The sequence below is a fragment of the Pantoea conspicua genome (assembly GCF_002095315.1).
GTDB lineage: Bacteria > Pseudomonadota > Gammaproteobacteria > Enterobacterales > Enterobacteriaceae > Pantoea > Pantoea conspicua.
Genome location: NZ_MLFN01000047.1, coordinates 11,389 through 35,371 on the forward strand (window position 1 = coordinate 11,389; position 23,983 = coordinate 35,371).

Annotated in this window: 22 protein-coding genes; 3 read left to right on the top strand and 19 right to left on the bottom strand. The window is 57.7% G+C overall.

Going from position 1 to position 23,983, the window contains the following annotated elements:
* Positions 1-6: 6 nt before the first annotated feature.
* From glgX to HA41_RS21450, 4 genes are all read right to left on the bottom strand, one after another.
* Complete coding sequence (gene glgX, locus HA41_RS15025; protein WP_094121455.1) at positions 7-1,989, bottom strand: glycogen debranching protein GlgX; 1,983 nt, start codon at positions 1,987-1,989, stop codon at positions 7-9.
* Entirely contained in the window at positions 1,986-4,169 is a 2,184-nt protein-coding gene (gene glgB, locus HA41_RS15030; RefSeq protein WP_094121456.1) for a 1,4-alpha-glucan branching enzyme, read from the bottom strand. Before glgB ends, glgX begins: the two co-directional genes overlap by 4 nt.
* A gap of 360 nt (positions 4,170-4,529) precedes the next feature.
* Positions 4,530-5,639 (bottom strand): aspartate-semialdehyde dehydrogenase, encoded by a 1,110-nt coding sequence (gene asd, locus HA41_RS15040; protein WP_094121458.1) that lies wholly within the window; start codon positions 5,637-5,639, stop codon positions 4,530-4,532.
* 35 nt (positions 5,640-5,674) lie between these two features.
* Positions 5,675-6,010, bottom strand: a complete 336-nt coding sequence (locus HA41_RS21450; RefSeq protein WP_244175132.1) for a hypothetical protein — start codon at positions 6,008-6,010, stop codon at positions 5,675-5,677.
* Between HA41_RS21450 and HA41_RS15045 the strand changes: the two genes are divergently transcribed.
* Complete coding sequence (locus HA41_RS15045; RefSeq protein WP_244175131.1) at positions 5,901-6,452, top strand: YhgN family NAAT transporter; 552 nt, start codon at positions 5,901-5,903, stop codon at positions 6,450-6,452. The genes HA41_RS21450 and HA41_RS15045 overlap by 110 nt on opposite strands.
* A 54-nt stretch (positions 6,453-6,506) precedes the next feature.
* Here the strand turns inward: HA41_RS15045 and gntU are convergent, their stop codons facing one another.
* The 4 genes from gntU to HA41_RS15065 all read right to left on the bottom strand — a co-directional run bounded on the left by gntU (position 6,507) and on the right by HA41_RS15065 (position 10,320).
* Positions 6,507-7,847 (bottom strand): gluconate transporter, encoded by a 1,341-nt coding sequence (gene gntU, locus HA41_RS15050; protein WP_010253270.1) that lies wholly within the window; start codon positions 7,845-7,847, stop codon positions 6,507-6,509.
* 2 nt (positions 7,848-7,849) lie between these two features.
* Positions 7,850-8,386 carry a gluconokinase gene (gene gntK / locus HA41_RS15055; RefSeq protein WP_094121460.1) on the bottom strand — a complete coding sequence of 179 codons (537 nt, stop codon included), beginning with the start codon at positions 8,384-8,386 and terminating at the stop codon, positions 7,850-7,852.
* 140 nt (positions 8,387-8,526) lie between these two features.
* Positions 8,527-9,522 carry a gluconate operon transcriptional repressor GntR gene (gene gntR / locus HA41_RS15060; protein ID WP_094121461.1) on the bottom strand — a complete coding sequence of 332 codons (996 nt, stop codon included), beginning with the start codon at positions 9,520-9,522 and terminating at the stop codon, positions 8,527-8,529.
* Positions 9,523-9,624: 102 nt separating this feature from the next.
* Complete coding sequence (locus HA41_RS15065) at positions 9,625-10,320, bottom strand: pirin family protein (RefSeq protein ID WP_094121462.1); 696 nt, start codon at positions 10,318-10,320, stop codon at positions 9,625-9,627.
* A 354-nt stretch (positions 10,321-10,674) separates the two neighbouring features.
* Here HA41_RS15065 and HA41_RS15070 point away from each other — a divergent pair, with 354 nt between their 5' ends.
* On the top strand, positions 10,675-11,169 hold the full coding sequence (locus HA41_RS15070; RefSeq protein WP_094121463.1) for a GNAT family N-acetyltransferase: 495 nt from the start codon (positions 10,675-10,677) through the stop codon (positions 11,167-11,169).
* Between the two features lie 414 nt (positions 11,170-11,583).
* Here the strand turns inward: HA41_RS15070 and ggt are convergent, their stop codons facing one another.
* Positions 11,584-13,335 (bottom strand): gamma-glutamyltransferase, encoded by a 1,752-nt coding sequence (gene ggt / locus HA41_RS15080; RefSeq protein ID WP_094121464.1) that lies wholly within the window; start codon positions 13,333-13,335, stop codon positions 11,584-11,586.
* Positions 13,336-13,541: 206 nt separating this feature from the next.
* Here ggt and HA41_RS15085 point away from each other — a divergent pair, with 206 nt between their 5' ends.
* Positions 13,542-13,823, top strand: a complete 282-nt coding sequence (locus HA41_RS15085) for a DUF2756 domain-containing protein (RefSeq protein ID WP_094121465.1) — start codon at positions 13,542-13,544, stop codon at positions 13,821-13,823.
* Here the strand turns inward: HA41_RS15085 and ugpQ are convergent.
* The 10 genes from ugpQ to HA41_RS15135 all read right to left on the bottom strand — a co-directional run.
* Positions 13,820-14,563 carry a glycerophosphodiester phosphodiesterase gene (ugpQ, locus tag HA41_RS15090; RefSeq protein ID WP_094121466.1) on the bottom strand — a complete coding sequence of 248 codons (744 nt, stop codon included), beginning with the start codon at positions 14,561-14,563 and terminating at the stop codon, positions 13,820-13,822. The genes HA41_RS15085 and ugpQ overlap by 4 nt on opposite strands.
* A complete protein-coding gene (locus HA41_RS15095; protein WP_094121467.1) occupies positions 14,560-15,633 on the bottom strand; it encodes a sn-glycerol-3-phosphate import ATP-binding protein UgpC in 1,074 nt (357 codons plus the stop codon). Before HA41_RS15095 ends, ugpQ begins: the two co-directional genes overlap by 4 nt.
* Before the next feature lies 1 nt (position 15,634).
* Complete coding sequence (ugpE, locus tag HA41_RS15100) at positions 15,635-16,480, bottom strand: sn-glycerol-3-phosphate ABC transporter permease UgpE (protein ID WP_094121468.1); 846 nt, start codon at positions 16,478-16,480, stop codon at positions 15,635-15,637.
* The gene (gene ugpA, locus HA41_RS15105; protein ID WP_094121469.1) at positions 16,477-17,364 is read right to left on the bottom strand and encodes a sn-glycerol-3-phosphate ABC transporter permease UgpA; all 888 of its coding nucleotides are present in this window, start codon (positions 17,362-17,364) and stop codon (positions 16,477-16,479) included. The genes ugpE and ugpA overlap by 4 nt, the downstream gene beginning before the upstream one ends.
* Positions 17,365-17,421: 57 nt before the next feature.
* Entirely contained in the window at positions 17,422-18,738 is a 1,317-nt protein-coding gene (gene ugpB, locus HA41_RS15110) for a sn-glycerol-3-phosphate ABC transporter substrate-binding protein UgpB (RefSeq protein WP_094121470.1), read from the bottom strand.
* Positions 18,739-19,268: 530 nt separating this feature from the next.
* On the bottom strand, positions 19,269-19,982 hold the full coding sequence (gene livF, locus HA41_RS15115) for a high-affinity branched-chain amino acid ABC transporter ATP-binding protein LivF (protein ID WP_094121471.1): 714 nt from the start codon (positions 19,980-19,982) through the stop codon (positions 19,269-19,271).
* Between the two features lies 1 nt (position 19,983).
* Positions 19,984-20,751, bottom strand: coding sequence for a high-affinity branched-chain amino acid ABC transporter ATP-binding protein LivG (livG, locus tag HA41_RS15120; protein WP_094121472.1), 768 nt, complete (start codon positions 20,749-20,751; stop codon positions 19,984-19,986).
* Positions 20,748-22,019: a high-affinity branched-chain amino acid ABC transporter permease LivM gene (locus tag HA41_RS15125; protein ID WP_094121473.1), complete on the bottom strand. Its 1,272-nt coding sequence runs from the start codon at positions 22,017-22,019 to the stop codon at positions 20,748-20,750. Before HA41_RS15125 ends, livG begins: the two co-directional genes overlap by 4 nt.
* Positions 22,016-22,942 (bottom strand): high-affinity branched-chain amino acid ABC transporter permease LivH, encoded by a 927-nt coding sequence (gene livH, locus HA41_RS15130; protein ID WP_009087789.1) that lies wholly within the window; start codon positions 22,940-22,942, stop codon positions 22,016-22,018. Before livH ends, HA41_RS15125 begins: the two co-directional genes overlap by 4 nt.
* A 133-nt stretch (positions 22,943-23,075) precedes the next feature.
* The coding region (locus HA41_RS15135) for a high-affinity branched-chain amino acid ABC transporter substrate-binding protein (protein WP_094121474.1) at positions 23,076-23,983 on the bottom strand (908 nt) is incomplete at its 5' end.

A 23,983-nucleotide genomic window follows, 5' to 3' on the forward strand; every position in this document is an offset into this window, starting at 1 on the left:
GACTCCTTATGATTGCTTTTGGAACACGCACACACCGTGTGCGGGACCATGCCAGACAGTTAACAGGATGGGGTTGTCGTCCCCGGCGAAAGGAGGAAGGGCACGCCATTCTCCGTCTGGTAAGACGATGTCATTCACCGAGTCCGTGGCGTTTATTGTTATTAACCAGCGGCCGGACAACAGGATCTGCAATCTGTGCGTTCCCTGTGTCCATTCATCGTGTTGCAGTGGCTGACCACCGGCATTGAGCCACTGCACATTGCCATCACCGTCCTGCCACCAGCGATCCGCCGTCAGCGCCGGAATGCGTTGACGGAGCTGAATCAGGGCGGCGGTGAATCCAACCAGTCCTTTCTCGTCTGCCTGCCAGTCAAGCCAGCTCAGGGCATTGTCCTGACAGTAGGCGTTGTTGTTGCCGTGCTGCGTGTGGCCGCGCTCATCGCCCGCCAGCAGCATCGGCGTGCCCTGCGACAGTAACAGGGTGGTGAGCAAACCGCGTACGCTGCGGCGGCGGCGCTCAATGACATCGAAGCTGACATTCAGCCCCTCTTTACCATGGTTATGGCTGTAGTTGTCGCCGTGTCCGTCACGGTTATCTTCCCCGTTGGCTTCGTTGTGCTTGCGCCCGAAGCTCACCACATCCCACAGCGTGAAGCCGTCGTGAGCAGTGATCAGGTTGACGGTGGCGTGTGGCAGCCGGTCCTGTTGCTGAAAAAGATCGCTGGAGGCGGCAAAGCGACGGGCAAACTCCCCGTTGCTCATCGCACCGTGCAGCCAGTAACGTCGCGCGGTGTCGCGGAAGCGATCGTTCCACTCGGCAAACGGTGCAGGAAAATGCCCAACCTGGTAACCGTTGGGGCCGATATCCCAGGGTTCGGCAATCAGCTTGACCTGTGACAGCACCGGACAGGCGCGTATCGCTTCAAACAATGGCGCATCGCGCTGGTAGTCGGGCGTACGGCCCAGCACCGGGGCCAGATCAAAACGGAAACCGTCGACATGACAGACCTGCACCCAGTAACGCAGCGCATCCAGTGCCCACGCCATTACCTGCGGGTGATGCAGATTCAGCGTGTTGCCGCAGCCGGTCCAGTTCTGATAGTCGCCCTGCTCGTCCAGCCAGTAGTAGCTGGCATTATCAATGCCGCGCAGTGAAATCGTTGGGCCGATGGCGTCCAGTTCGGCAGTGTGGTTAAACACCACATCCAGCAGCACTTCAATGCCCGCCGCGTGCAGGTTTTTAACCGCCTGCTGAAACTCCTGCAGCGGCGTCAGTCCATCCTGGCCCGAGGCGTAACGGGGATCGACCGCCCAGAGCGCAAACGGGTTATAGCCCCAGTAGTTGCTCAGCCCCAGCTGAAGCAGTCGCGGTTCACTGGCAAAATGGGCAATCGGCAGCAGTTCAATTGCCGTGACGCCGAGCCGACGCAGGTAATCCACCATAACAGGATGGCCGAGCGCCGCGTAAGTCCCGCGCTGCGTTTCCGGAATTTCCGGATGCTGGCGAGTCAGGCCGCGAACGTGCGCCTCGTAAATAACGGTGTTGCCCCACGGCGTGCGCGGCGCGACATCGCCCTGCCAGTCGAAATCGTCGGCGACCACCAGTGACTTCGGCGCGATGGCCGCGCTGTCATGAGGATCGGGCGCGTCAATACCGCCATGAAAACGGGGATCGTCCGGGACATCCCCCTCAACGGCGCGGGCGCAGGGGTCTGTCAGCAGCTTAGCCGGATTAAAGCGATGGCCCTGTTGCGGAGCCCAGGGGCCGTGTACCCGATAGCCGTAGCGCTGTCCCGGCTTGAGGCGTGGCACATAGCCATGCCAGATATCCCCGCTGCGGCCAGGCAGATCCATACGCTGCTCCACCCCGTTTTCATCAAACAAACAGAGCTCGACGCGCCCGGCATGTTGCGAGAACAGGGTGAAATTGACGCCTTTGCCATCATAACTGGCGCCAGGCGGCTGCGGATCGCCGGCCGTTATGGTCATTCGCCCTCCCGCACCAGCCACAGGGTCGCCAGCGGCGGCAGGTTCAGACTCAGCGACTGCGGTCGCCCATGGCTCGGTTGCTGATCGGTATGCACACCATGGTTGCGCACGTCACTGCCATGATATTCATGCTGGTCAGTGTTCAGCACTTCGCGCCACTTGCCCGGCTGATTGACACCAAAGCGGTAATTCGGACGCGGCACCGGGGTAAAGTTACTGACCACGATGACTTCATTGCCTTCACGATCGCGACGGACAAAGGCAAACACCGAATGTTCCGCATCGTCAACCACCAGCCACTCAAAGCCCTGCGGATCGAAGTCGAGCTGGTGCAGCGGCGTATAGTGCTGATAGGTGTGGTTGAGATCGCGTACCAGACGCTGCACGCCGTGGTGCCAGTTGTCGCCGCCTTCCAGCAAATGCCAGTCAAGGCTGACGTCATGATTCCACTCACGGCCCTGGGCGAACTCGTTGCCCATGAACAGCAGTTTCTTACCGGGGAAGCCCCACATCCAGCCGTAATAGGCGCGCAGGTTGGCAAACTTCTGCCAGGCGTCGCCCGGCATACGGTCGAGGATTGAGCGCTTACCGTGCACCACTTCGTCGTGTGACAGCGGCAGAACAAAATTCTCGGTGTAGTTGTACATCATGCCGAAGCTCATCAGATTGTGATGATAACGGCGATGGATCGGATCGAGCTTCATGTAGTCGAGCGTGTCGTGCATCCAGCCGAGGTTCCATTTGAACCAGAAGCCCAGTCCGCCGCCCTCGGTCGGGCGCGTCACGCCAGGATAGTCGGTCGACTCTTCCGCCATTGTCACCGAGCCGGATGCCACGTTGCCCAGCGTGCGGTTGGTGTAACGCAGGAACTCAATCGCTTCGAGATTTTCACGTCCGCCATACTGGTTAGGTACCCATTCGCCTTCGGCGCGGCTGTAGTCGCGATAGATCATCGATGCCACCGCATCGACGCGCAGACCATCAATGCCAAAGCGTTCGACCCAGTAGAGCGCATTGCCCGACAGGTAGTTGCTGACTTCACGCCGGCCAAAGTTATAGATCAGGGTATTCCAGTCCTGATGAAAACCTTCACGGGGATCGCTGTGTTCATACAGCTCGGTACCGTCGAATTTCGCCAGGCCGAAGTCATCGCTCGGGAAGTGGCCCGGCACCCAGTCCAGCAGCACGTTCAGGCCGGCAGCGTGAGCGCTGTCGATAAAGGCACGAAACTCATCACGAGTACCAAAGCGGCGCGTTGGCGCATACATACCCAGCGGCTGATAACCCCAGCTGCCATCAAACGGATGTTCGTTGATCGGCAGCAGCTCGATATGGGTGAAGCCCATCTCTTTAACGTAGGGCACCAGCTGTTCAGCCAGCTCTTTGTAGCTGAGCCAGAAGTTGTTGTCGGTGTGGCGTCGCCATGAACCGAGATGGACTTCATAAATGGAGATGGGCGCATCGAAAGCGTTAGCCGCTTTGCGCTCCTCTTTCATCTCGATCGCATCCGGCAGACCACAAATCATTGAGGCCGTTTGCGGGCGCATCTGCGCTTCAAAAGCGAACGGGTCTGCTTTGATACGCAGCTCGCCGTTGGCATCGATGATCTCAAATTTATACAGCTGGCCGTTCACCGCACCTGGCACAAACAGCTCCCAGATGCCCATCTCTTTGCGCAGACGCATCGGATGACGGCGACCATCCCAGAAGTTGAAATCACCCACCACCGATACGCGACGGGCATTAGGCGCCCAGACGCAGAAACGGGTACCGGTGACGCCATCGATTACATCACCGTGGGCACCCAGCGTTTCGTAGGGGCGCAGATGGGTCCCTTCAGCCAGCAGCCACAGATCCATCTCCTGTAACAACGGACCAAAGCGGTAAGCATCGTCGATCAGGTTCTGCTGACCGTGCCAGTTCACCGCTAACTGATAGCGGAAACGGTTTTTGCGGCGTGGGATCACACCGCTGAAGAAGCCGCGTGCATCTTCGCACGCCAGCTGGGCAAGTTTACGCCCTGTGGAGGTTTCGATTACCCACACCTCAAGCGCTTCAGGCAACAACGCCCTGACTTCCAGGCCTTGCTGAGTCTGGTGCATCCCCAGTAACGCAAACGGGTCGGAATAATTACCTGCAAACAGGGCGTTGATCGCATCGCGATCGGGAAGCTCTGACATGACTTTCTTCCTGTGATAGTTGGCAGGCGAAATGAACGCGACACAGCCTGTCACGCTTCACATGCACTGCTCTTTATTGAGCCATACGTACGACGACAAAAGGCATCAGGCCATTCCGTGGGAAAAGGTCTTTGCCGTGTACAACAACCATTTAGTCCGGAAAGCAAAACAGTCAACTTGCGGCACATCATGGTTAAATCATAGCTTGGTAGCGGCAGTTGCCATGGTCGAAACCAAAAAATTATTCACCGACCGGCAAAAAAGGGAAGCCGATCACTTAGTAAGCGAAACGGCAGTACAAAGATGCTGCGACAAAAACAAAAAAGGCCGGATAAATCCGGCCCCTGCGAGTGTCATCAGCTAGTTAGTTAACAACCGCAACATACGGCGTAGCGGTTCAGCCGCGCCCCATAACAACTGGTCACCGACGGTGAAGGCGGAGAGATACTCCGGCCCCATATTCAGTTTACGTAACCGGCCAACCGGCGTGGTCAGCGTGCCGGTCACCGCGGCTGGCGTCAGTTCACGCATCGTCAGTTCACGATCGTTCGGCACCACTTTGACCCACTCGTTGTGGGACGCCAGCAGTTGTTCGATTTCGGCCAGCGGCAGATCACGCTTCAGCTTCAGGGTAAACGCCTGACTGTGGCAGCGCAGCGCACCAACGCGCACGCACAAGCCATCAACCGGGATGACATGACGGGTCGCCAGAATCTTGTTGGTCTCCGCCTGACCTTTCCACTCTTCACGGCTCTGACCGTTTTCCAGCTGCTTGTCGATCCACGGAATCAGGCTGCCTGCCAGCGGCACGCCGAAGTTATCAGTCGGCAGCGTACCGGAGCGGGTGAAGTCGGTGACGCTGCGCTCGATGTCGAGAATTGCCGACGCCGGGTTCTGCAGCGCAGGTGCCACGTGATCGTGCAGCATCCCCATCTGGGTCAGCAGTTCACGCATATGACGCGCGCCACCGCCTGATGCGGCCTGATAGGTGGCGACGGAGGCCCACTCCACCAGATCCTGCGCAAACAGCCCGCCGAGTGACATCAGCATCAGGCTGACGGTACAGTTTCCGCCGACATAGGTCTTGATGCCGCGATCGATACCGTCACGAATCACCTGATGGTTAACCGGATCGAGGATGATGATCGCATCGTCTTTCATCCGCAGCGTAGAAGCGGCATCGATCCAGTAACCCTGCCAGCCACTGTCGCGCAGCTTAGGATAGACCTCGCTGGTGTAGTCGCCGCCCTGGCAGGTAATGATGATATCCAGCGCTCGCAGTGCCTCAATATCAAACGCATCCTGCAGTACGCCCTGCTGCTTACCGGCAAAGGCGGGGGCCGCCTGACCGTGCTGTGACGTCGAGAAGAAGACCGGATTGATGAGATCAAAATCGCGCTCTTCGCTCATGCGGGACATCAGCACTGAGCCGACCATACCGCGCCAACCAACAAAACCTACATTCTTCATGTCGTGTCCGTCTCAGGCGGTTTCACACCTGCTTTTCATGTCAGAGGAGAGAGCGGCGTGTTATTTTCACGCCGCTCTGCGTAATAATAAGATTTACCTGTGACCATCAACTCTACAAAATGCAGGCTTTCTGGCAAGTGAATTAATTCGATTATGCTAACTTTTTCAGCAGCGTAACTAATAACAGCCATTTCCAGCTCACAAGACGGCGTAAAACGAATGACTGAAATGATTTCAGCGACCATATTATTGTTGTTAATTATGGACCCCTTGGGCAATTTGCCGATTTTTATGTCGGTTTTAAAGCATCTGGAACCGAAACGGCGGCGAGTGGTGCTGATTCGCGAAATGCTGATCGCGTTAATTATCATGCTGCTGTTTCTGTTTACCGGCGAACGCATTCTGGCTTTTCTCAATCTGCGTACCGAGACGGTGTCGATTTCCGGCGGGGTGATTCTGTTCTTAATCGCCATCAAGATGATTTTCCCGTCGGAAGAGAGCAGCAGTACCGGTTTACCCGCGGGTGAAGAGCCGTTTCTGGTGCCACTGGCGATCCCGCTGGTTGCCGGGCCTTCGCTGCTGGCGACCCTGATGCTGTTGTCACATCAGTACCCGCAACAGATGACGCATCTGGTTGGCGCGCTGCTTATCGCCTGGGGCGTGACGGTGGGCATTCTGCTGCTGTCAGGTCTGTTCCTGCGCCTGCTGGGTGACAAAGGGGTCAATGCGCTGGAGCGGCTGATGGGATTGATTCTGATTATGCTGGCGACCCAGATGTTCCTCGATGGGATTCGGGCCTACCTCAGGCTGTAGCCGATCCCGTTCTTCCCCATTATTGCAGGGAAGAACGGAACCGGGAGTGCGCCGTTACGATAACAGCGTAAAGGCGATCATCCCCACCACCGCACCGACGGTGCCGAGAATGGTTTCCATCAGGGTCCAGGTTTTCAGGGTTTCCGCTTCGCTGGCTCCGGTGAAGCGACCAAACAGCCAGAAACCGGCATCGTTGACGTGGCTGATGATAATCGACCCGCCGCCGATACAAATCGACAGTGCCGCCAGCTGAGCGCCGCTGTAGTGCAGCGGTTCAATCACCGGCATAATCAATCCAACCGTGGTAAGACAGGCGACCGTCGCCGACCCCTGAATCACCCGCACCGCACCCGACAGGATAAAGCAGGCCAGCGCAATCGGCAGTCCGGCGCCGGTCAGCGCATTGCCCAGCACCGGTCCGACGCCAGAATCGACCAGCACTTGTTTAAACACGCCGCCCGCGCCAATCACCAGCAGGATAATCCCCGCCGGCTGCAGCGCGCTGCCGCATACCTGCATCACCCGCTCTTTGTCCATGCCCTGACGGTAGGCCAGACCGTAAATCGCCACCAGCAACGCCAGCAGAATGGCGGTAAACGGGTGACCGATAAACTCCAGCCACTCATACAGGGTAGTGCCTTCGGTGGTGAAGCGTGCGCCGATGGTTTTCAGGCCAACCAGCACCAGCGGGAACAGAATCAGTGACAGGCTGAAGCCAAACGACGGCAGCTTGCTCTCATCAACATCCGGCTGATGATCTTCCGGCGGTGCGCTGAACGAGACATGGTTACCGATGAAGTTGCCGAACAGTGGCCCGGCAATCAGCATGCCGGGGATCGCCGCGCACAGACCCAGCAGGATCATCCAGCCAAAGTCAGCGTGCATCTGTGAGGCCAGTAGCATTGGCGCGGGACCCGGCAGCAGGAAGGCGGCAGCGGCGGCGACCCCGGCAAACAGCGGGATCACCAGCTTAACCAGATTGCCACCAGTACGTCGCGCCACGGCAAAAGCGATGCTGATTAACAGCACCACCGCCACTTCAAAAAACAGCGGCAGCGCGCAGATCAGGCCGGCAATGCCCATCGCGTAATGGGCGCGGCTCTGACCAAAGGTTTTCAGCATCCGGATAGCGATCTGATCGACCGCCCCGGTTTCATGCAGGATTTTGCCGAACATCGCGCCCAGCGCCACCACGATGGCGAGGAAGCCGAGCGTACCGCCCATCCCCTTCTGCATGGTTTCGGCGATCTGATTCAGCGGCATGCCGGAGAACAGCCCGGCACCAATCGACACTAACATCAGGGCGACAAAGGCGTGCATACGCGCTTTCATCACCAGAAAAAGCAGCAGCAGGACGGAGCCTGCTGCGGTCAGTACAAGTGTTGCGGTATTCATCTCTAACCCTGGCTGATTGCGTCCCTGATAGTCGCAACCGTAGCCGCCACAACCTCGTCGAGTGAATGATCGATATCCACCACCAGTACATCCGGCTCATCGCTGCCCGGTTCTTCCAGCGTCGCAAACTGGGTGACCAGCATTTGCGGCTTGAAGAAGTGACCTTTACGCGCTTTGAGACGGGCTTCGATGGTATCGAAGTCGCCTTTCAGATAGACGAAACGCAGGTTGTCATTACCGTGACGCAGAATATCGCGATAACTTTTTTTCAGCGCCGAGCAGACAATCACCGAAATCGCCTGGGTGCGCTGCATCGCAAACGCAGCATCGTTCAGCGCCTGTAACCACGGCTGACGATCGTTATCATCCAGCGGATGACCGTCAGCCATTTTCAGGATATTGGCACGCGGATGGAGAAAATCACCGTCGAGAAAGGCGGTATTCAGTTGATGCGAAACCTGGTTGGCGACGGCAGACTTACCGCTGCCTGAAACGCCCATCAGGATAAAAACGTGATGCGACGGGGATTGCGTTGTCATTTTTCTGCTCCGGCAGGTGTGAATTTGCCAATGTTACCGATAACAATGTCGTTTCTCATTGTCTTGACCGCTTAACAGCCTGGCAACCTTTTTACCGGGAAAAGCACGAAAGTGTGAGCTGACTCATAAAATTGCCAGAATCAGATGCTGCCACCTTCACTGATTTCGAAACCGACATCAAGCAACTGATTGGCGCTGCTCTCCCCGCCGATACGCGCCAGCAGCAGTGCAGCCGCTTCTCGCCCCATCCGGTCACGCGGCGTCAGTACTGTTGCCAGCTGCGGCGTCACCACCTGACTGATGTCATGCCCGTGGAAACCGGCTATCGCCATCTGGCCCGGCACCTGCAAGCCCTGTCGCTGGCATTCAAACATCGCCCCGACGGCCAGGTCATCGTTGGTACAGAACAGGCTATCCGTTTCAGGATAGAGCCGTTGCGCCTCACGCAGCAGATCACAGCCGGCGCTGAACGATGAAGCATCTTCCATCATGACGCTGCGCGGCGTCAGTCCCGCTTCGCGCATCGCCGCTTCATAGCCGCGCTGCTTTTGCAGCGTACGTTCATCGAGTCGTGCCCCGAGGTAGACGGTGTGACGGTGACCTTTGCTGAGGATCGCCTGCGTCATCTGCCGCGCCGCTTCCACATTATCGAAGCCTACCGCCATGTCCAGGCACGGGGTGACGCTGTCCATCACCTCAATCACCGGTATGCCAGCCACTTCCAGCATCCGCAGCGTGCCGGCAGTATGGGTTCGTTCCGTCAGGATCACGCCATCAATGTTCCAGCCCAGCAGCGAGCGCAGCTGTAACTCTTCTTTTTGTGGGTTATAGCCGAAGTGAGCTACCAGCGTCTGGTAGCCCGCGTCATCAGTGACCGCTTCAATACCGCGCAACACATCGGCGAAGACCTGGTTGGTGAGCGACGGCAGCAGCACGCCAATGGCACGGCTGGTCGCGTTTGAGAGCATATCGGGCGCGCGGTTGGGGATATAACCCAGCTCATCCAGCGCCACCGCAATTTTATCGCGCAGAGCAATGGAGACCTGCTCAGGATTACGCAGGTAACGGCTGACGGTCATTTTTGTAATGCCGACGCGATCGGCAACGTCCTGTAATACCGGTCTTTTCTTCTTCATCGTAGCGCCTGGGATCGCCCTTATAGCTTCAGTACGATGAGTCTATCACTTTTCTGTCACCAGATTGCCAACCGGGCGCGACGAGACGCGCCCGTAACCGAATCAGACCGGTGGCAGATCAAACAGCAGGACTTCGGCGGCGCTGCTGGCCTCAATGGTCAGGGCGCTTTCATCCCAGATTGCCAGCGCATCGCTGGTGGTGACAGCCTGCCCGTTGACGGTGACATCCCCTTTCACCACCTGAATCCAGATGCGACGACCGGCATCGATCGCCACGTTATCCTGTTCACCCGCCGCCAGCACCCAGCGCGATAAGGTCATATCCTGATAGACCTTCAGTGAGCCGTCACGCGCATCCGGGCTGAGCACCAGCTGACGTCCCTGCACATCCGGAAAACGGCGCTGATCGTAGCGTGGCTCAATGCCGGTACGCTCAGGAATGATCCAGATCTGATACAGATGCAGCGGCTCGGTGGCGCTGGCATTGTACTCAGAGTGACGTACACCGGTGCCGGCGCTCATGATCTGAAACTCCCCGGCTGGGATCTGCTCTTTGTTGCCCATGCTGTCCTGATGCTCAACCGTTCCGGAGAGCACGTAAGTCAGAATCTCCATATCCTTATGGGGATGGGTACCAAAGCCCTGGCCGCCTTCCACTACATCTTCATTGATCACCCGCAGCGCGGAGAAACCCATAAAGTTAGCGTCGTGATAGCTGGCAAAGGAAAAGGTGTGCCAGCTATCGAGCCAGCCGTGGTTCGCGTGACCGCGTTCTTCTGCTTTACGTAGATAAATCATGTTCAAATCTCCTCAATGTTTTTTATAGTCTCTCCCTGCGGCTCATTGATTGATAGCTGAAAAAGTTCACGCCTCTGTTCAGAATAATTGAACAAGCGTGCAGCGGAGACGGAAACGGTTTGAAGGAGTGGCAGCCAAAAAAAAGCCAGCATCTGTGCTGGCTAAATAATACTGGAAGCAATGTGAGCAATGTCGTGCTTTCTCAGGCTGTCGGGCGACATCCCGGGAACGCATCGCAATAATAATCATTATCATTCGTATCTGTAAAGCTATTCTGGCGAAATTTTGTTGATTTATGCGCGCTTTCCCTTGATGTTAAAAGGGATTTATCCATCTAATCCATCGGGAGGCACCATGAGTGAGATCACCATTCGCCACGTTACGCCGGAAGATGCGGTCGCCCTGCAGCGCATTTATAGCCAGCCCGATACCCAGGCGAACACGCTACAACTCCCTCACTCGTCGTTGCAGATGTGGCAGACCCGGCTCAGCACGCCCCGGTCAGGGGTGCATCTGCTGGTCGCCTGTATGGATGATGAAGTGGTCGGGCAATGTGCCCTGGAAGTGCCCGAGCGCGCCCGGCGGCGTCACTCCGCCACCCTGGGCATGGGGGTCGATGAAAATTATCGCCAGCGCGGTGTGGGCCGCGCCCTGATGCAGGAGATGGTCAACTTATGCGACAACTGGCTGCAGGTCTCGCGGATGGAACTGACGGTGTTTGTTGATAATGCCCCGGCTATCGCCCTTTATCGTCGTTTCGGCTTTGAGATCGAGGGAACGGCAAGACGATATGCGATGCGCTATGGCGAGTTGATCGATGTCCATTTCATGGCGCGGCTGAAATCCTGACGCCTCTGAATAAGAAAGGGCACCGCGAGGTGTGATGCTCGTCAGTTAAGGTTAAATTTGCAAAGGCTGTCACGGTCAGACGTGGCAGCCTTTTTTTACTGGGTGAGCGTGCCGGAGTGCGAGCCTGAGCGCCCTTTTTAGCAATACACACTGAAGCCTCAGAGCAGGCGGGGGCCAATCAGGGGCAGGCAATCCGCAGCGCTGAACAGAATGAGTCGGCCAGGAGAGCCCGCAGGACGCGGGCGAAAGGCGGGGCGGCACAGGATGTGCCATCCCCGGCGGTCCATCAGGCAGAGGAATGAAGTGAAGGAACCGCGCAGCGGCGCGAGGACCGCCAGCCCCTGAGCGGTGCCAGACTGCGTTATCACCTGCTGCTTAGCTGACCAGCGTTACACCCTGGGGTGCCCTTGTGCCTTAATAACCGGCGCTGAGATCGTCGATGCTGCGCGGGTCGGACGCGCCATACAACATCCCATCCGGACCAATCATAATGCTCTGGGTACTGCCCATCGCTGGCAGCACTTTCACATGCTGGCCTTTGCTTTCCAGCAGACGCAGCGTATCCGGGCTGAAGCCTTTCTCAACGCGCAGCTGATCGGGCAGCCACTGATGATGGAAACGCGGCGCATTGGTCGCTTCGGCGACGTTCATTCCGAAATCGATGCTGTTCACCACCATCTGCAATACCGTGGTGATGATACGACTGCCACCCGGACTGCCGGTGACCAGCCAGGTTTTGCCGCCTTTGGCCACAATGGTCGGTGACATCGAAGAGAGCGGTCGTTTCGCCGGTTGCACCGCATTGGCTTCACCGCCAACCAGCCCGTAGACGTTTGGCGTTCCCGGCTTGGCTGAGAAATCATCCATTTCGTTATTCATCAGGATACCGCTGTTACCCGCCACAATACCGCTGCCGAAGTAGGTGTTCAGGGTGTAGGTCACCGCCACCGCATTGCCCTGTTTATCCACCACCGAGAAATGGGTGGTCTGGTTACTTTCGTAAGGTTCGAGCTTGCCGGGTTTGATCTCACTGGACGGGCGCGCTTTGGCGACATCAATCTGCTGTGCCAGGCTTTTGGCGTAGGCTTTGCTGGTTAATGCCTGCCACGGCACCTTAACGAAATCGGGGTCGCCGAGATATTCAGAGCGGTCCGCATAGGCATATTTCTCCGCTTCGGCCATCACCTGCATCGCATCCGCGCTGCCAAAGCCCATCTTCGCCAGATCGAAGTTTTCGAGGATATTGAGGATCTGCACGATGTGGATACCACCGGACGACGGCGGTGGCATCGAGAAGACTTCATAGCCACGATAGGTGCCGCTGATCGGCTTACGTTCAACGGCGCGATAAGCCGCCAGGTCCGCCTTGTTGATCAGACCGCCGTGTTGCGCCATCTCACCCGCGATCTCATCGGCGATAGCACCTTTATAAAAGGCATCTGGTCCCTGACGGGCAATCAATTGCAGGCTGTGAGCGAGGTTTTTCTGCACCAGTCGATCGCCCTTCTGCCACGGCGTGCCGTCCGCTTTATAGAAGATCGCTTTGCTGTTGGGATGGTTAATCAGCACCTCTTTGCCGTAGGTTTTCAGGTCATCCGCCAGCGCGTCGTTGACCGGAATACCGTCACGCGCCAGTTTAATCGCTGGTTCCAGCAGGGTGCTCAGCGGCAGCGTGCCATATTTTTGCGCAGCCAGCGCCAGCCCGGCCACAGTGCCCGGCGTACCGGAGGCGAGATGTGATGTCAGCGACAGCTTGCTGTCGGCGTTACCCTGCTTATCCAGAAACATGTCGCGCGACGCGTGTCCCGGTGCCATTTCACGGAAATCGATAGCGGTGGCGCGGCCGGAAGCAGAGCGCAGCAGCATAAACCCGCCGCCGCCGAGGTTACCGGCCTGCGGATGGGTGACGGCCAGCGCAAAGCCCACCGCCACTGCCGCATCGACGGCGTTGCCGCCCTGACGCAGTATCCCGACCCCGACCTGGGTTGCCATCGCATCGACCGACGCCACCATGCCGTGCTGTGCTTTTACCGGATGGAAAGTGTCACTGTCCACGCCGTAGGAGACCGGCGGTGCCTGGGTTGGTGCGGCGTGAGCGCCTGCCACCACGGTAAAACTCATCACCAGCGACCAGCTAAGCTGACGCACTGTTTGTTGCATTTTCATCCTGCCACCATCCCGTGTTGTTATTTACATTTTTTTATCATTTACGCAAGTGGCTACAAATACAGCAAAATAATCAGGGTTAAGTCAAATCAGGATTACATCTGAAGGTAAGGTCTGTGATATCGCGTAAACTTATGCGTGCGACCCTGGACGCCAGACGATAGCGTTCAGCATCCAGCACCTGTCGCTTTGAGGAAGGAGGAATGATGAAGAAGTGGATTATTGCTTTGGCGGCTCTGCTGCCCTTCGCCACGCTGGCGAACACGCTGAACAGTACCAACGATCCCAACCGGCCAGGCTATAACCCGAGCCAGCAACGGATGCAGAGCCAGATGCAGACGCAACAGCAGCAGCAACAGTTGAAGCTGCGTCAGGATCAGCAGCGTCAGACTCAGGATATGCAGCGTAAAATGCAGGAGCAGCGTAACAGCGCCCAGCAACGAGTGATTAACACGCAGCCGGGTCAGCAGAATCAGAATCAGAACTAACTAAAATCGGGGCCGATGATGTCGATGCAGTCGGTACAAATGGCATCAACGCCCCATTTCAGCAGTTCCCGCGCCCGCTCCGGGCTGTTTACGGTATAGGCCAGAATCTTCAGGCCCGCCGCTTTCAGCTCCCCCACCCGTGCTTCGGTCAGCACTTTGTGATTGAGATGAATCGAAACGCAGGCCAGCGCCGCCGTTTTCTCGCGCCACTCATTATCCCAGCTGTGTGACAGCAAGCCACGCGGCAGCTGCGGTTCCGCCTGCATCGCCGCTTCCAGCGCCTCATACGAGAAAGAAGAGAGCAACGGTGCTGTTTGTCCGTGCCACAGGCTGGCTGCCGCCTGCGCCACGGCGCGCCCGGTTTCTGCTTCGCTGCCGGTGGTCGGTTTGATTTCGATATTCGCCATCATCTGATGCTGACGGCAGCGATCCGCTACCTGATCCAGCCGCGCCAGCTTTTCGCCATTAAACGCCTTACTGAACCAGCTGCCGGCATCAAGTTGCGACAGTTTCTCCCACGGCAACTGCCCGGCAACGCCCCAGCCGTTGCTGGTGCGATCCAGCGTGTCATCGTGCAGCAGGAAGATCTGCGCGTCGCCCGACAATTTGGCATCAAATTCAATCATCTGATGACCATATTTCGCCCCGACGTCAATTGCCGCCAGGGTATTTTCCGGTGCCAGTTTACCGCCGCCGCGATGCGCGACGATGTGCGGATAGGGCCAGTGTTGTGTGCTCATTCCAGACGCTTTCCATGGGTTGAATCGAAGAAGTGTAACGCATCTGCCGGCAGATGCAGCCACAGCGTGCTGCCAGGCTGTGGCCGCTCGCTATGGGCTAAGCGTACCACCAGCGGCGTATCACCGATGCGGCCATGCGCAAGATTGTCGGCACCCAGCATCTCCAGCGTATCTACCCGCAGCGGCACGCCGCCCTGCTCACGGCTGCTAAGCTGAATATGTTCCGGCCGGATACCTGACACCACCGGACGGTTGGCCCACTTCGCCTTGCTTTCGCTGAGTGGCAAAGCGTGCGACGCGTCCAGATTAAAGCGCGTGCCGTCACTGTTGAACTGCCCTTTCAGCAGATTCATCGCCGGTGCGCCGATAAACGAGGCGACGAACTGACTGGCGGGACGCTCGTAAACCTCAACCGGCGTGCCCAGCTGCTCAACCACGCCTTTGTTCATTACCATCACCCGCTGCGCCAGCGTCATCGCTTCGACCTGATCGTGCGTGACATAGAGGCTGGTGGTCTGCAAACGCCGATGCAGCTGTTGCAGTTCGAGACGCATCTGCACCCGCAGCCGTGCATCCAGATTGGAGAGCGGTTCATCGAACAGAAACACCGCCGGTTCACGCACGATGGCGCGCCCCATGGCAACGCGCTGACGCTGGCCGCCGGAGAGCTCACGTGGCCGGCGGGTCAGCAGATGATCCAGCTCAAGGCTGCGCGCGGCGTCCAGCACCCGCAGCCGAATCTGCTCTTTGCCCATGCCGCGGATCTTCAGGCCATAGGCCATATTCTCTTCCACTGACATATGGGGATAGAGCGCATAGTTCTGGAACACCATCGCAATGCCACGATCTTTTGGCTCTTCCTGCGTGACGCGTTTGTTGTCGATATAGATGTCGCCGGAGCTGACCCGCTCCAGGCCCGCCACCATCCGCAGCAGGGTCGATTTCCCGCAGCCGGAGGGGCCCACCATCACCATAAACTCGCCATCATTCACCGTGACGTTCAGCGGCTGAATGATCTGATTTTTACCATCATAGGACTTGGTCACTGCCTGAAGGGTTACGCCTGCCATCTTATTTCTCACTCTCAACCAGGCCGCGCACAAAGGCACGCTGCATGACCAATACCACCACCACCGGTGGAATCAGGGTTAATAACATCGCCGCCATCACTTCGTTCCACTGGGTCGGTGAACCGCTGGTGGAGATCATACTTTTGATCCCCGCGACCGCCGTACCGAGGCTGGCATCATTGATAATCAGCAGCGGCCAGAGATACTGATTCCAGCCGTAGATAAAAGTGATCACGAACAGTGCCGCCAGGTTGGTTTTCGACAGCGGTAGCACGATATCGCGGAAGAAACGCATCGCGCTGGCGCCATCGATACGCGCAGCTTCCACCAGTTCATCCGGCAGCGACATAAAGAACTGGCGGAACAAAAAGGTGGCGGTCGCTGACGCCATCAGCGGCAGGGTCAGGCCGCTATAACTGTCAAGCAGGTTCAGATCGGCGATCACCTGTACCGTCGGGAAAATACGCACCTCGACCGGCAGCATCAGGGTGATGAAAATCAGCCAGAAGAACAGCGTGCGCAGCGGAAAGCGGAACCAGACCAGGGCAAAGGCTGACAGCATCGAGACGGTGATTTTGCCGATGGTGATCCCAAGCGCCATGATCGTGCTGTTGAGCAGCATCAGGCCGAATGCCGGGCCGTTGCCGTTCACGCCGTGGGTCCAGATGCGCGAGACGTTTTCCCACAGGTGCGTGCCGGGCACCAGCGTCATCGGCACCTGATAGACCGCCTCGTTATCCAGCGTGGCCGCCACAAAGGCAACATAGAGCGGGAACAGGATAGTCAGCACGCCCAGTATCAGCACGATGTGGCTGAAAATATCCAGTCCGCGTCGATTCTCAATCATTGGTATTGCACCTTACGTTCAACAAAGCGGAACTGAATCACCGTCAGGCCGATCACCAGCACCATCAGCACCACCGACTGGGCAGCGGATGAGGAGAGATCCAGACCGGTGAAGCCTTCGCGATAGATTTTGTAGATCAGCGTGGTGGTGGCCTGCACCGGCCCGCCGCCTGTCGCCGCGTCGATCACCGGGAAGGTATCGAAGAAGGCGTAAATCAGGTTCACCACCAGCAGGAAGAAGCTGACCGGGGTAATCAGCGGCAGAGAAAGGTTGAAGAAGCGACGCACCGGGCCGGCACCGTCAATGGCGGCGGCTTCCACCAGCGATTTGGGGATTGATTGCAGCGCGGCGAAGAAAAACAGAAAGTTGTAGCTCATCTGTTGCCAGATTGACGCCAGTACAATCAGGAACATCGCCTGACCGCTGTTTTGCGCATAGTTCCAGTTGTAGCCGATGTGGTTCAACAGGTAGCTGAACAGGCCAAGGCCGGGATTGAACAGAAACATCCACAGCACCGCTGCCACGACCGGCGCAACGGCGTAGGGCAGCAGCAGCAGCGTCTGGTAAAGTTTGCGCAGTCGCACCACGTAATCTACCAGCGCCGCCAGCAGCAGCGACAGCACCATGCCGCACACGGTGACCAGGCCGCTGAATTTGATGGTAGTCCAGAATGATTCCAGATAGTAAGGATCGGCAAACAGCCGTTTAAAATTCTCCAGCCCGACGAAGGTGCTGGAGATGCCAAAAGGATCGAGGCTTTGCAACGAATACCATAAGGCTTCACCCGCAGGCCAGAGAAAGAAGATGGCGGTGATCAACAGTTGCGGCAGCACCAAAAGATAGGGCAACAGGCTGGTGCGAAATACCGGACGAGATGAGGACATGGCGTACTCTGATTCAGAAAGAAAAAGGGCCAGCCTGTGCTGGCCCGGTAGAGCGGGTTACTTCACCTGCTGCTGGAAACGACGCAGCAGATCGTTGCCGCGTTTAACCGCATTATCCAGTGCGCTTTGCGGCGACTGTTTACCGGTCCAGACGCTCTCCAGCTCTTCATCCACCACGGTACGAATCTGCGGCATGTTGCCGAGACGCATCCCTTTGGTGAACGGCAATGGCGGCTTGTTCAGCATCTGACGGGTAGCGATATCGGCACCCGGATTTTTATCGTAGAAACCCTGCTGTTTGCTCAGCTCATAGGCGGCGGTGGTAATCGGCAGATAGCCGGTTTTCTGATGCCATTCCGCGGCGATTTCCGGCTGGGCGAGGAATTGCATGAACTCAGCGACGCCTTTGTAAGTGGCCGCATCTTTACCCTTCATCACCCACAGGCTGGCTCCGCCGATGATGGCGTTTTGTGGTGCATCAGGAACGGTGTCGTCATACGGCATCATGCCGACGCCAAAGTTGAATTTGGCGTAGTGGCGGATATCCGCCAGCGAACCGGATGAGGCGGTGGTGATGCCGCAGTCACCGTTGTAGAACTTGGCGGTGGACTCATCTTTGCGGCCAAAATAGGTGAAGTCCCCTTTCTTGTTCATCTCTTCCAGCATCTGGATGTGACGAACCTGCACCGGTTTGTTGAACTCCAGCACCGCGTTGAGCCCGTCAAAGCCGTTGTTTTCGGTCGCCACCGGCAGCGCATGCCAGGCGCTGAAGTTTTCGATCTGAATCCAGCCCTGCCAGCCACTGGCGTAACCACAGCTCATGCCCGCTTTACGCAGCGCCGCCGCATCTTTCGCCAGCTCCTGCCAGGTTTTTGGCGGCTGGTCCGGGTTAAGCCCTGCTTTTTTGAAGGCGTCTTTGTTGTAGTAGAGCACCGGCGTCGAGCTGTTGAACGGTTGAGAGATCAGCTGACCTTTGCTGTCGCTGTAGTAGCCCGCCACCGTCGGTACAAACTGCTTTTCATCAAACGGAATACCGGCATCTTTAAACACCTGATGCACCGGCACAATCGCCTGTGAGGCCATCATGGTCGCCGTACCTACCTCATAGACCTGCAGCACCGCAGGGGCTTTGCCGCTGCGCACTGCCGCGATACCTGCCGCCAGGCTCTGCTCGTAGTTACCTTTGTAGGTCGGAACAATTTTATAATCGGGATGGGCCTGGTTAAACCGTTGTGCCAGCGAATCAACTTCTTTGCCTAACTCGCCTTCCATAGAGTGCCAGAAGGGGATCTCAGTGGCGGCCAGCGCCTGGCCGCTGAGCGTCAGGCCAAGCAGCGCGCTGATCAGGCTACGACGATAGGTAACGACGGACATAGAATTTTCCTGTGCAGGTAAATACGCGTGAAATCACGGATTTCTGTTTCGCGAAGTAACATGACACGGGGAAATGAAGGATTAATAACAGAAAGATGACAGCCGGGTGTCAGGCCGGTAAGCGGAAAAGAGGAGGCTGGCAGCGCAGCGGTAACGCGTCACCACAGCCAGATTTTGGTTACATAATTTGCAGAGCGGTGGGGCAGTGAAAACGCCCGGATCGGATTTTTACTTCACCAAACTCAAAGACTGACGGCGGTACATCCCACACCCATTTCGAAGGCCGTCGGCGGCGCATCCCACACTCATTTTGAAGGCCGTCGGCGGCGCAGGCAGGTTGCGGGCGGACAGCGCGCAGCCACCGGAGCGTACACGTAGTACGTGAGGATGGCGAGCACTGCCCAACCACAACCTGACCAGTAAGCCAGGCCTGTGTACCAAAGCGCGCATCCACCGGAGCGTACACATATACGTGAGGATGGCGAGCACTGTCCAACCGCAACCTGGCAAGCAAGCCAGGCCGTGCCCCATCAGGCACCCAAATACGCGCTGCGGACGGCTTCGTTGGAAAGGAGTGCTGCGCCTGTGTCTTCCAGCACCACATGGCCGTTCTCCAGCACATAGCCCCGATCCGCCAGCTTCAGCGCCTGATTCGCGTTCTGCTCCACCAGGAAGATGGTCATCCCTTCGCTGCGCAGCTGTTCGATGGTGTCGAAAATCTGCTGAATGATAATCGGCGCCAGACCCAGCGACGGCTCATCCAGCAGCAGCAGGCGGGGCTGGCTCATCAGCGCACGACCAATTGCCAGCATCTGCTGCTCACCGCCGGACATGGTGCCGGCCCGCTGGATTTTGCGCTCCTCCAGCCGCGGGAACAGTTGATAAACGCGCTTGATCCGCTCCAGATATTGCGGGCGGCTGGCAAAAAAGCCGCCCATCGCCAGATTCTCTTCCACCGTCATGCGCGCAAACACCCGACGGCCTTCCGGTACGATGGCGATCGCTTCACGCATGATGCGCGCCGTTTGCCAGTCAGTAATGGTTTTACCGTCAAAGGTGATGGTGCCGTGGGTGGCCCGCGGCTCACCACACAGGGTGCCGAGCAGCGTGGTTTTCCCGGCGCCGTTGGCCCCAATCAGGGTGACGATTTCGCCCTGATTGATGTAGAGGCTGACGTTATGTAACGCCTGGATTTTGCCGTAATGGGCGCTCACGTTCTCAATGGTTAACATCGCATTTGCCATCTTACGCCTCTCCTAAATAGGCACGGATCACGTCCGGGTTATTACGAATCTCTTCCGGCGTACCGTTAGCCAATGGCGTTCCCTGATTAACCACGTAAATGCGATCAGAAATGCCCATCACCAGTTTCATATCATGTTCAATCAACAGCACTGACACCTTGTGCTCACCGCGCAGTTCGGCGATCAGCTCATCCAGTTCGTGGGTCTCTTTGGGGTTAAGGCCCGCCGCCGGCTCATCCAGCATCAGAATTTCCGGGCGCGTGACCATGCAGCGCGCAATCTCCAGACGGCGCTGCTGACCATAAGCCAGATTTCCGGCCTGGCGGTTAGCCAGATCCAGCAGACCGACCCGCTCCAGCCAGTTGGCCGCGCGATCCAGCGCCTCGCCTTCACTGCGGCGAAACGCCGGGGTCTTCAGCAGGCCGGCAAACAGCCCGCTCTTCAGATGCTGATGTTGCGCCACCAGCAGGTTTTCAATCACCGTCATTTCGCGAAACAGACGCACGTGCTGGAAGGTGCGCACAATCCCCATCCGTGCAATCTTCTGGCCAGGCAGCCCTTCCAGATGCTGCTCACGCAGTTTAATGCTGCCGCCGGTTGGCTTGTAAAAGCCGGTCAGGCAGTTGAACACCGTGGTTTTCCCGGCACCGTTTGGCCCGATCAGCGAGACGATCTCCTGCGGATGCAGCGCCAGCGAAACGTTGTTAACGGCTAACAGGCCGCCGAAGCGCATCATCAGGCCTTCAACGGCTAATAAAGGCTGATTCATGCCTGTTCTCCTTGCTTACCCTGTCTCAGCTTCAGATGCGGACGCTTCATCGGCAACAGTCCCTGCGGACGCCAGATCATCATCAGCACCATTAATCCTCCCAGCACCAGCATGCTGTACTCGTTGAGGTCACGCATCAGCTCACGGGAAACCACCAGCAGAATGGCGGCCAGAATCACCGCAAACTGCGAGCCCATACCGCCCAGTACCACAATCGCCAGCACAAACGCCGATTCGACAAAGGTAAAGGATTCCGGGCTGACAAAGCCCTGACGCGCGGCGAACAGGCTACCGGCAAAGCCGGCGAAGGCGGCGCTGATGGTAAAGGCCGTCAGTTTGATGCGGGTCGGGCTGAGACCCAGTGAACGGCAGGCAATCTCATCCTCACGCAACGCTTCCCAGGCGCGGCCCAGCGGCATGCGTAACAGGCGGTTAATCACAAACAGCGTCAGCACCACCAGCAGCAACGCTACCAGATAAAGGAAGATAATCCGGTCGCTGGGATCGTATTTCAGGCCGAAGAAGTGGTGGAAAGTATCCCAGCCGCCTTCGCGCGGCGTACGGCCAAACTCCAGACCAAAGAAGGTCGGTTTCGGGATCTGACTAATGCCGTTCGGACCACCGGTCAGCGCCGTATTGTTGAGCAGCAGAATACGCACGATCTCACCAAAGCCCAGCGTCACAATCGCCAGATAGTCGCCGCGCAATCGTAACACCGGGAAGCCCAGCAGCAGACCAAACAGCGCTGCCACCATGCCCGAGAGCGGCAGGCACTGCCAGAAGCCGAGCCCGTAATAGTGGTTCAGCAGGGCGAAGGTATAAGCACCGATAGCGTAGAAGCCGCCGTAGCCTAAAACCAGCAGGCCCGACAGGCCGACCACTACGTTCAGCCCGAGACCGAGCATCACGTAGATCAGCGTCATGGTGGCGATATCAACCGTGCCGCGCGACACCAGGAAAGGCCAGGCGAGCGCCGCCACGATCATCACCGCCATCACCAGCTTTTGCTTTGGCGTAGAGCCATCGATGCCCGGCAGCACCAGCGCCGGACCGGAGATTTTCTTCAGGCCACTCTGCCAGACCGGTCGCAGCAACTGGAACAGAAACACCACCACACAGGCGACCGCAATCCAGTTCCAGCGCACGCTGCCGGCGTTTTGCACCACCAGGTTAGTGCCATCCAGATTGAGGCGCAGCCCCATAAAGAAGCTGGCGAGCAACAGCAACATCAGCGATGAAATCAGGGCGTTGAGAAAGGAAGACTTCATACTTTTTCCACCTCCGGACGGCCCAGAATCCCGGTCGGCATCACCAGCAGTACCACAATCAGTAAGGCAAAGGAGACGACATCTTTATACTCGGTGCTCAGGTAGGCGGAAGTCAGCGCTTCCGCAATCCCCAGCACCAGGCCGCCAATCATCGCGCCCGGAATACTGCCAATGCCGCCCAGCACTGCGGCGGTAAACGCCTTCATCCCGGCCATAAAGCCGATAAACGGGTTAATCGATCCGTAAAACTGGCCCAGCAACACGCCCGCCACCGCCGCCATGGCGGCACCGATCACAAAGGTCAGTGAGATGACGCGGTCGGTGTTAATCCCCAGCAGGCTGGCCATTTTCAGGTCTTCGGCACAGGCTCGGCAGGCGCGGCCCATACGCGAATAGCGAATAAAGGTGGTCAGCGCCAGCATCGCCAGGAACGTCACTACCCAGATCACGATTTGCATGGTGGAGATGGTGGCGGCAAAGCCGTTGCTCTCACCCACCGTCCACTGACCGGTAATCAGGCTCGGCAGCGCGAGGTCGCGCGATCCCTGCGTCAGGCTGACGTAGTTTTGCAGGAAGATCGACATGCCGATGGCGGAGATCAGCGCAATCAGACGCTTGGAGGAGCGCACCGGCCGGTAGGCGACGCGTTCAATGCTCCAGCCGTAGGCGCTGGAGATTATCACCGCCATCACAAACCCGGCGGCGATCATCAGCCAGGTGGTGTCGATGCCCATCATCATCAGGGCGGCAATCACGATAAAGGAGACATAGCTACCGATCATGTAAACCTCGCCGTGGGCGAAGTTGATCATGCCGATGATGCCGTAAACCATGGTGTAACCGATGGCGATCAGCGCATAGGTGCTGCCGAGGGTAACACCGTTGAACATCTGCTGAATAAAATAGAGGAACTGCTCGGACATACCTTAACCCTTACTTATCCGATCGTCGCCGAACGGAGTACAAAAAACGCCTGGCAGCACAGACCAGGCGTTAGTGTTGCAGGGGAGCAGGCAGCGGTTACCCGACACCTGACCCGCCAGTAAACCGCCTGATTTACTTCACAGCGGTCGAGGTACCGTCGGCATGCCATTTGAAGACGCCGAACTCAAAGCCTTTCAGATCGCCCTTCTGATCCCAGCTCAGGTTACCCATCACGGTTGGCACCGCAGCGCCCTCTTTCAGGTTCTTCACAATATCTTCCGGCTCTGCGCTCTTGCTGCGCTCCATACCGGCCGCCAGCGATTGCAGCGCGGCATAGGTGGTCCAGACGAACGGACCGGTTGGATCGAGTTTCTTCGCTTTAAGCGCATCCACAATCGGTTTGTTGGTCTCAACCTGATCGTAGCGTTTCGGTAAGGTCACCAGCATCCCTTCAGAAGCAGCACCGGCGATGTTAGACAGCGAGGCGTTGCCCACGCCTTCCGGACCCATGAACTGGGTTTTCAGACCGGCAGCTCGCGCCTGGCGAACAATCTGGCCCATCTCCGGGTAGTAACCGCCGAAGTAGACGAAATCGACGTTCTCTTTCTTAAAGCGCGCCACCAGGGTAGAGAAATCTTTATCGCCCGCGGTGATACCTTCAAACATCACGATGTTGGCACCCTGCTTTTTCAGGCTCTCCTGCACCGAACGCGCCAGGCCTTCGCCATACTGCTGCTTATCGTGAACCACAGCGATACGCTGCGGCTTCAGCTCGGTCATGGCGTATTTCGCCGCGGTCGGACCCTGATCGGAGTCGAGACCGGTGGTGCGCATAATCAGTTTGTAGCCACGGGCGGTGAGATCCGGCGCGGTGGCGGCGGGGGTAATCATCAGCACGCCTTCATCTTCATAGATGTCAGACGCAGGCTGGGTCGATGAGGAGCAGAGATGGCCAATAACATAGCGGATGCCGTCGTTGATCACTTTGTTGGCGACCGCGACCGCCTGTTTCGGGTCACAGGCGTCGTCATATTTCAGGC